Below are 7288 nucleotides of genomic sequence, written 5' to 3' on the forward strand. Positions count from 1 at the left end.
TTTAGGTTTTGGGGAATAGGGAATAGGGAATAGAAGTAATTGCACCTCGTCTCCCCGTCCCCCCGTCTCCCCGTCTCCCCTCTTACTTCTTACTCCTTACTTCTTACTTCTTACTCCCTCCTCCCCCCGATCCAGCAATGCCGGAAATTGTTAATATAGATAGTGGCAGTTAAAAGGCGATTCACCCCAAATTGCTAGTTTAACTACCAATTGTCCATAATCAGAGATAGATGATGGCAGCAGCAGTAAATATTCAAAATCTGTCCAAGAGTTATGGAAACGTCTCAGCAGTTAAAGACGTATCCTTCCAAGTCGAGCAGGGCGAAATTTTTGGCTTGCTCGGCCCCAATGGTGCTGGTAAAACTACTACCATTCGGTGCTTGTGTACCCTTGCCAAGCCCGATAGCGGTACGATCGAAATCGGCGGAGTTTCTGTCGTCGAACAGCCGCGCGAAGCCCGGAAACGGCTCGGTTATGTTGCCCAGGAAGTTGCGCTCGATCCGGTGCTGACTGGGCGAGAATTACTCGAACTCCAAGCTTCCCTTTACCATATTCCTAAAGCGGAAGCCCGACAACGAATCGAGGTATTGCTAGAAATCCTCGACTTAAACAGTTATGCCGATAAAAAAACGGGTACCTACTCTGGCGGCTTAAAACGACGGATCGATCTAGCAGCAGGATTATTACACCAGCCGGAAGTCCTGATTTTAGACGAACCGACAGTCGGATTGGATATCGAGAGTCGGGTAGTAGTCTGGGACTTTTTACGCCAGCTCCGCGCGAGTGGAACGACGATTTTAATTACCAGTCATTATCTCGAAGAGGTTGACGCACTGGCAGATCGAGTCGGTATTATCGATCGGGGATTAGTTATCGCCGAAGGTACGCCGACAGATCTCAAAGATCGGTTAGGCGGAGATCGGATCGTCCTGCGAATTCGGGAGTTTACCCCGCTCCCAGAAGCCGAAAAAGCCCAGCAGATGCTCTGCGAACTCCCCTTCGTGCAGGAAGCGATCGTCAATTCAACTTCTTCGGCAAACTCGCTCAATTTGGTCGTCACACCAGATCGTGACGTGCTAATGACCATTCAGCAAGCGTTACAGACGGCGGGGATTCCCATCTTTGGCATCTCCCAATCGCGCCCCAGTCTAGATGATGTCTATCTAGCTGCCACAGGCAAAACCTTGCTAGATGCCGAACTTAGTGCCGCTAGCAAGCGCGATCTCAAAGCAGAGAAAAAACAAAGTATGCGCTAAGGGTAAAAATATAGTGCGATCGAAAATTTATGTCCAGATCGGACTATCGCTCATCGTCATTTCTTGCCTATTGTGGGCGGCGATCCTCGCCGTCCCAATCTTACCCTTATCGATTGCCTCTAAAGCAACAACCGCAACCATTTTAGTCATAATTAGCGAAGTCCTCTTCTGGGTGGGCATACTGCTAACAGGTAAAGAATTCGCCCATCGGTTTCGTCGTCAGCTTTATCCTTACTATTGGTGGCAACGATTTACTCACAGAAAATAGCTAAAATTAACCTTTTTCATCCTTTTCCCCCAAACCTACCATGAGCGGTACGATCGACACTTCCACACCTCTAAACTTAGCTCCGAGCGATCGCCTGCGATCGCGCGAACCATTACAATCTAATGAGATCGCTGATTTCATCCAAGAAACCCTGGCACTCACCAAACGCCTGTTCATTCAACTCCAGCGTCGTCCTTCGACTCTAGTTGCAGGCATCATGCAACCGTTAATGTGGTTGTTACTATTTGGCGCGCTCTTTCAAAATGCGCCGCAGGGGATGATGGGTAATGACTTGAGCTACGGGCAATTTTTAGGGGCGGGACTGATCGTATTTACCGCCTTTGTCGGAGCTTTAAATGCCGGATTGCCAGTGATGTTCGATCGCGAATTTGGCTTCCTCAATCGGCTGCTCGTCGCGCCATTGGCATCTCGTTATTCGATCGTCGCAGCTTCGGCAATTTATATTGTAGCACTAAGTTTCGTTCAAACCGCCGCGATCGTCATGGTTAATGCGCTCATGGGTGCTGGTTTGCCCAGCATTGCTGGCTTGGGCATCATCGCGCTGATTATTTTGCTCCTCGTATTAGGCGTAACGGCGTTGAGTCTGGGTTTCACCTTTGCACTCCCCGGACATATCGAGCTAATTGCGGTAATTTTTGTCCTGAACTTACCTTTATTATTTGCCAGTACCGCACTAGCACCTCTATCGTTTATGCCCCAATGGTTGCAATGGGTAGCCTCGCTCAATCCACTAACTTATGCGATCGAGCCAATTCGCTACTTGTACAATCATCCTCAGTGGGATCTCGGTAGTATCGTTCTTCAAGCACCTTGGGGTAACATCACTTTCGGCACCTCGCTGGCAATTTTAGTCGGGTTTGCAGCATTAACTCTCATAGCCATTCAACCCCTCTTAAAACGTCGTTTAGCCTAAGCTGAGGAACTATTTGTCAACATCAGCTATCTCAATTAATAGCAGCACTAAATTGGTAGTTTTGCTAAAATTAGTTAGTATCCCCTCACTCAAGTTAGATTATGAAACTTTTCCGCACTCCTGTTTGTTTGTTGCTAGGTTTGTCAGTAGCATTGCTGCCGACAATTGCATCGGCTCAATACAATAATACTTTTAATGGTACTAGCGACAACCGCGACCCTTTTAGTAGAGCATCCGGCGGCGATACATCTGGCTTGCTAAACCTGATCAATCAAGCCCAACTCGGTGGCAAAAATAATCCTAACTATAGTAACGAACAACGCGAACAACTGAATTCTGCGACAGAGGATTTTCGGACTAATCAATTGAAATTAATTCGCGAACGCAATAAAAAAGCCACTCCAGCAACTAGCACAACTAAGTAATTTTAGATTTTGCGGCTCGCGTGACTCAGCAGTTTGTGGATAGCAGATCGGTTTGCCCCGTTATCCGCACCATTCATCATAAAAAGTATCATACCAGTTCGGAACTGACTCATTCGCGAGTGTAGTCGGTTGCATCTATCCTCGCTCATCTGATGAAACGAATTTACTCAACTGCGGCATTATTCATATTTGGGCTAGCAACGCCGCTATTTACTCAGGCATTTGTGCCGATGGTAGCAGTAGCTCAATCTAATAATTTAGAAGGCTCATTTAGCGATCGCGAATGGGATGTTCACGTTTACTATCAGAATAATACCTACCAGTATCGAGGACAACTACGCGGCTCGAATAAATCGATCGAATTATCGGGTGCGACAGTATTAAGAGATGGTAACCGCAGAATCTATACCTGGAATAATAATGGCACTCGGTATCAAGTTGTTTGGCAACGCCAAGATCCAGATTATATCCGCGTTAGAGTCACAACCCCACGCGGTAAAGAAATTCTAAATCGCTTATTATCTCGATGTCAGCAAGGCTGTTAGATTTAGTGGAAAGTGAATAGTGATTAGAGTTTTAATCTTCCCAGTCCCCTACTCCCCTGGTGGTTGAACTACCGTGTATACACATCTCTAGAAATAAGCGAAGTTGGCTTGAATCCCCCTAAATCCCCCTTTCTAAGGGGGATTTACACCTCGAAACGAAGTCTAGCCGACTTGTGTATGCACGGTAGGGTGGTTGAGCGGAGCCGTTGGCGATAGCCTGCCGTAGGCACAACCACACTCCCCGCTCTCCGATTGTTAGCGTTTGGTGATGAGAATAGTATAAGTAAAAAAAGTCGAGAGCGCGAGTACAAGTAAAGCCAGGAGGATGCCTCCTGGTAGAAAAGTCACGATCCCAAAACCGCGTAATAAATAGACTAGAATACTCAGCCCAAAACTAATACTAAATAGATAGGCAAACTTCTGAGTTAACGTCATATAATAACGATCGGAATGATAAACTTTAACTTGGCATTTTAATGAGTCTCGATCGCCAAAATCTCACATCTTTTCAATCGATACGCCGAATTTTACTAAGCGTACTGACCATCTTTATCCTATTTAAGCTAATCTTCTCATTAATTGGCACATTCGATCGACCGCAGATTCAAGGCAAATTCGAGCTGTACCAAACCGATTTGGTATTAATTGCATCTGAATGGAAGCCGACAGCCGATCTAGAGGGTTTAGGTGCATTACAAACATCGATCGTTGGTGCGGATGTTCTCAATTCTGCAACTCAACAATACCAGAATATCAGATCGAGCGATGAGACGGCGATTGATAGCCTCAATCGTAGTTTAGCAGATTTAGCAGCCGCAGATGCTAATACTAAAGAATCCCTCGCGCTTCAAACTAACTTAATTAATAAAACAATTACCGCAGCCAAACTCGAAATTGACAAAATCGATCTGCGGATTGGTATTTTACAAGCAGCTAACAAACAACAGAAAGAAGCGATCGCAACTTGGCATAAAGTTATTACCACTTCCCAGCAATCTGGCTCTAAAAATCTGGCAGGATCGTTAATAGAGATTTGGAAACAACCATCCGCAATCGATAAAACTACTGCACCACAGATTCAATCGGAAATTACCACTAACTTTAAAGGCTGGTTTCGAGATCGCGCTCTTACTGAATTATATACAAATCTAGACGATCGAGCCACACTAGCTCAACTCAATACTACCGAACAAATTGCCGCTAAAAATGCCCTGATTGAAGTAGCCTTAATTACCGTCCCGCGCGTGATTATCGGCTTGAGTGGTGTCGGTTTAATTGTCTTTTTTATCGTCAGATTAATCACCCTCGCCATTGGGCAACGAGCGGAACGATCCATATCGCAAGTTTTATTGGCAAATATCTCGACTCAGTGGACTACACCATGGGATTGGGAGATTGTTTGGCAAGTATTTATGGTAGGTTTCTTTTTTGTCGGACAGTTTTTATTACCCACATTCTTTAGTGCAATTGTCAATCCTGCCACATTAACAACTAGAGGACAAGGCATATATGTATTTAGCAGCTATGTCTTGATGTCTGGATTAGGTATCGGCGTACTGTATCTATCGATAAAATCTTATTTTCCACTCCCACCAGATTGGTTTAAATTTAACTGGAAATCTAACTGGATATTATGGGGCATTGGCGGATATTTAGTTGCCAACCCGATCGTCATTATCGTATCGTTAATCAATGAGAAAATTTGGCACGGACAAGGTGGTAGCAATCCACTCCTCCAAATCGTCCTCGAAGGTAAAGACACGATTGCGCTGTGGCTGTTCTTCGGCACAGCAGCCGTCGCAGCACCGTTATTTGAAGAATTCCTGTTCCGAGGATTTCTCCTGCCTTCCTTGACCCGCTACATGCCAGTATGGGGCGCGATCGTCGTTAGTGGGTTGGTATTTGGGGTCGCCCACTTGAGTTTATCCGAAATTTTACCATTAACCACATTGGGAATTATCTTAGGTGTTGTCTACGTTCGCACTCGTAATCTGCTTGCACCAATGCTTTTACACAGTCTTTGGAATAGCAGCACGCTAGTCAGTTTATTTATCTTAGGGAATGGGGGCTAAAGTTTTAGACATTATGGAGATCGATACTCGCTGGAGTAAATGGATAAGTTGACAAGACAATGAAATAAATCGTCTAGATGAGATCGCTACCGCTGAAAATTCGTAGGTTGGGTTGCACGTAGCAAAACTCAACGAACATGCCAACACATTAGGGCTTTTGGGTTCCATTCTTCAACCCAACCTACCCTAAAACTGGACGACATCCCCTAACAATAAAATTGAAATTACCATTAATAACATTCCCGCCGCAATATCTAAAGTTCTCGGCGACAATATCTTCGCCAGATAACGCCCCAATAATACCCCCACCAAACTAGTTGCAATCAACGCCGTCCCCGCACCGAGAAACACGATCCACGGCGATTGAGATTGGGCACTTAATAACAACGTCGCTAATTGAGTTTTATCACCCATCTCAGCCAGAAATATGGTGATAAACGTCGAAAAGAACGTACTCCATACACTCGATTTTTGAAGACTTGTTGCAGATTCAGTAACGGTGGTGGGGATGATAATATTGTGAGCAGAAGTTTCCGAATCAGAAGGGCTAGTCACTGGATAATCTGAAGTACAACTAAAGTTTTCATGTTAATTTCATCTTCTCATACCGATCGCGAAAGGTCGAGACTTACAGTAAAATTTCCAGTTCCGTATCGAATCTAATTGCTTCTAGACTCCGCTCTCCATATACACCTTCAATCTGCTCCCGACAACAGGCGATCGCAAAATCATTCAAATCCGCTGGCTCGATCCCAAACATCGCCACGAAGGTATCTTCCTGCACCCGACAAAAAGAGGGACGATCTTCATAAATATTACAGGCACGGGTATCGCGATCGAGATTCACACACCAACCATCTTCACCCACCATACTCAGATAGATGGCTAGCTGCTCCGGTGGCAGGTACTCGTCCAAATCCGGTCGATCGCTTGGATCGAGGTTACAGCAAGCCCCACACTGCTTTATACACCGCCATGTAGACATATTTTTGTCAGTCAATTATTACTTATCTAGTCTATTGGTATTTACATCGATTTACACTTTCCTTGTTAAATTGCTCTCCCATCTCCCCCCTTCTCCATGTAGTTTTGTAAACTAAATTAATCTAATCCTGCTTCGCACAGATAAAATTGAATCGCCGATCCTGTTGGCTATATAATAAATTTAAGTTTGTTCGAGAGGAAATATGGATTTTTTGAGCGGTATTGTTGATGCTGTACTGAGTATTAACTGGGAAGTCATCGCCCAGCTATCAATGGTGGCGATGATTATGATTGCTGGTCCGATCGTCGTATTCTTGCTTGCAGCTCTGCGCGGTAATTTATAATTGGTAAGTGGCTGGCGATCTGCACATCCAGTTCCTAGCCGCTACACCACTCGATCTAATAACTCTATCTGTCGATCGATTATACTTATTCCTTCGGCTACATTCTTAATTTCCTGTAACTGCACGCGAAGTTCCGCAGCACCTGAAAATCCCTTGGCGTACCAAGTCATGTGTTTGCGAGCTTGTAAAATGCCACGTTCGCCTTTGTATAAGTACAAGTTTTGTAAATGTTCTTTAGCACATTCTAATCTGGCGATCGCACCTGGCGATGGTAATAGTTCGCCCGTTTTGAGAAAATGGTCGATCTCACCAACGAGGAACGGGTAGCCGAGCGTACCGCGCGAACACATTACGCCATCGGCTCCGGTTTGCTCCAGACAGGCGACAGCCGACTCTACCGAAAAAATATCGCCATTAGCAATAATGGGAATCGATAATACTTCTTTTACTCGCCGAATCC

11 protein-coding genes are annotated in these 7288 nt (G+C 45.1%); 7 read left to right on the top strand and 4 right to left on the bottom strand.

From position 1 onward, the window contains the following. The first annotated feature begins 233 nt into the window (after window positions 1–233). From RMO79_RS09115 to RMO79_RS09135, 5 genes are all read left to right on the top strand, one after another. A complete protein-coding gene (locus RMO79_RS09115; RefSeq protein WP_310482810.1) occupies window positions 234–1256 on the top strand; it encodes an ABC transporter ATP-binding protein in 1023 nt (340 codons plus the stop codon). Window positions 1257–1269: 13 nt separating this feature from the next. After that, entirely contained in the window at window positions 1270–1524 is a 255-nt protein-coding gene (locus RMO79_RS09120; protein ID WP_310482802.1) for a transporter suffix domain-containing protein, read from the top strand. A gap of 40 nt (window positions 1525–1564) precedes the next feature. Continuing rightward, window positions 1565–2458, top strand: a complete 894-nt coding sequence (locus RMO79_RS09125; RefSeq protein ID WP_310482803.1) for an ABC transporter permease — start codon at window positions 1565–1567, stop codon at window positions 2456–2458. Window positions 2459–2559: 101 nt separating this feature from the next. Next, window positions 2560–2883 carry a hypothetical protein gene (locus RMO79_RS09130; protein WP_310482804.1) on the top strand — a complete coding sequence of 108 codons (324 nt, stop codon included), beginning with the start codon at window positions 2560–2562 and terminating at the stop codon, window positions 2881–2883. A gap of 152 nt (window positions 2884–3035) precedes the next feature. Further along, window positions 3036–3428 (top strand): hypothetical protein, encoded by a 393-nt coding sequence (locus RMO79_RS09135; RefSeq protein ID WP_310482805.1) that lies wholly within the window; start codon window positions 3036–3038, stop codon window positions 3426–3428. A gap of 255 nt (window positions 3429–3683) precedes the next feature. Here RMO79_RS09135 and RMO79_RS09140 read toward each other — a convergent pair whose 3' ends face one another. Further along, window positions 3684–3863: a hypothetical protein gene (locus tag RMO79_RS09140; RefSeq protein WP_310482806.1), complete on the bottom strand. Its 180-nt coding sequence runs from the start codon at window positions 3861–3863 to the stop codon at window positions 3684–3686. A 41-nt stretch (window positions 3864–3904) separates the two neighbouring features. On the opposite strand from RMO79_RS09140, the gene RMO79_RS09145 reads away from it, so the two are divergent. Further along, window positions 3905–5500 carry a type II CAAX endopeptidase family protein gene (locus tag RMO79_RS09145; protein WP_310482807.1) on the top strand — a complete coding sequence of 532 codons (1596 nt, stop codon included), beginning with the start codon at window positions 3905–3907 and terminating at the stop codon, window positions 5498–5500. 186 nt (window positions 5501–5686) lie between these two features. On the opposite strand, the gene RMO79_RS09150 is transcribed toward RMO79_RS09145, so the two are convergent. Beyond that, window positions 5687–6055: a TMEM165/GDT1 family protein gene (locus RMO79_RS09150; RefSeq protein WP_396136559.1), complete on the bottom strand. Its 369-nt coding sequence runs from the start codon at window positions 6053–6055 to the stop codon at window positions 5687–5689. A 73-nt stretch (window positions 6056–6128) separates the two neighbouring features. Continuing rightward, window positions 6129–6485, bottom strand: a complete 357-nt coding sequence (locus RMO79_RS09155) for a YkgJ family cysteine cluster protein (RefSeq protein ID WP_310482812.1) — start codon at window positions 6483–6485, stop codon at window positions 6129–6131. Window positions 6486–6687: 202 nt separating this feature from the next. Here RMO79_RS09155 and psb30 point away from each other — a divergent pair, with 202 nt between their 5' ends. Next, window positions 6688–6828 carry a photosystem II reaction center protein Ycf12/Psb30 gene (gene psb30 / locus RMO79_RS09160; RefSeq protein ID WP_310482808.1) on the top strand — a complete coding sequence of 47 codons (141 nt, stop codon included), beginning with the start codon at window positions 6688–6690 and terminating at the stop codon, window positions 6826–6828. 41 nt (window positions 6829–6869) lie between these two features. On the opposite strand, the gene RMO79_RS09165 is transcribed toward psb30, so the two are convergent. Beyond that, window positions 6870–7288 (bottom strand): tRNA-dihydrouridine synthase (locus RMO79_RS09165; RefSeq protein WP_310482809.1); only part of this gene is annotated, 419 nt, incomplete at its 5' end.

Source organism: Chamaesiphon sp. VAR_48_metabat_403 (genome assembly GCF_031422475.1).
Lineage (GTDB): Bacteria > Cyanobacteriota > Cyanobacteriia > Cyanobacteriales > Chamaesiphonaceae > Chamaesiphon.

Bases quoted from the DNA above. Each gene is read 5' to 3' on its own strand.
- RMO79_RS09115 (WP_310482810.1), top strand. From the start codon at position 234: ATGGCAGCAGCAGTAAATATTCAAAATCTGTCCAAGAGTTATGGAAAC.
- RMO79_RS09125 (WP_310482803.1), top strand. From the start codon at position 1,565: ATGAGCGGTACGATCGACACTTCCACACCTCTAAACTTAGCTCCGAGC.
- RMO79_RS09130 (WP_310482804.1), top strand. From the start codon at position 2,560: ATGAAACTTTTCCGCACTCCTGTTTGTTTGTTGCTAGGTTTGTCAGTA.
- RMO79_RS09135 (WP_310482805.1), top strand. From the start codon at position 3,036: ATGAAACGAATTTACTCAACTGCGGCATTATTCATATTTGGGCTAGCA.
- RMO79_RS09140 (WP_310482806.1), bottom strand. From the start codon at position 3,863: ATGACGTTAACTCAGAAGTTTGCCTATCTATTTAGTATTAGTTTTGGG.
- RMO79_RS09145 (WP_310482807.1), top strand. From the start codon at position 3,905: ATGAGTCTCGATCGCCAAAATCTCACATCTTTTCAATCGATACGCCGA.
- RMO79_RS09155 (WP_310482812.1), bottom strand. From the start codon at position 6,485: ATGTCTACATGGCGGTGTATAAAGCAGTGTGGGGCTTGCTGTAACCTC.
- psb30 (WP_310482808.1), top strand. From the start codon at position 6,688: ATGGATTTTTTGAGCGGTATTGTTGATGCTGTACTGAGTATTAACTGG.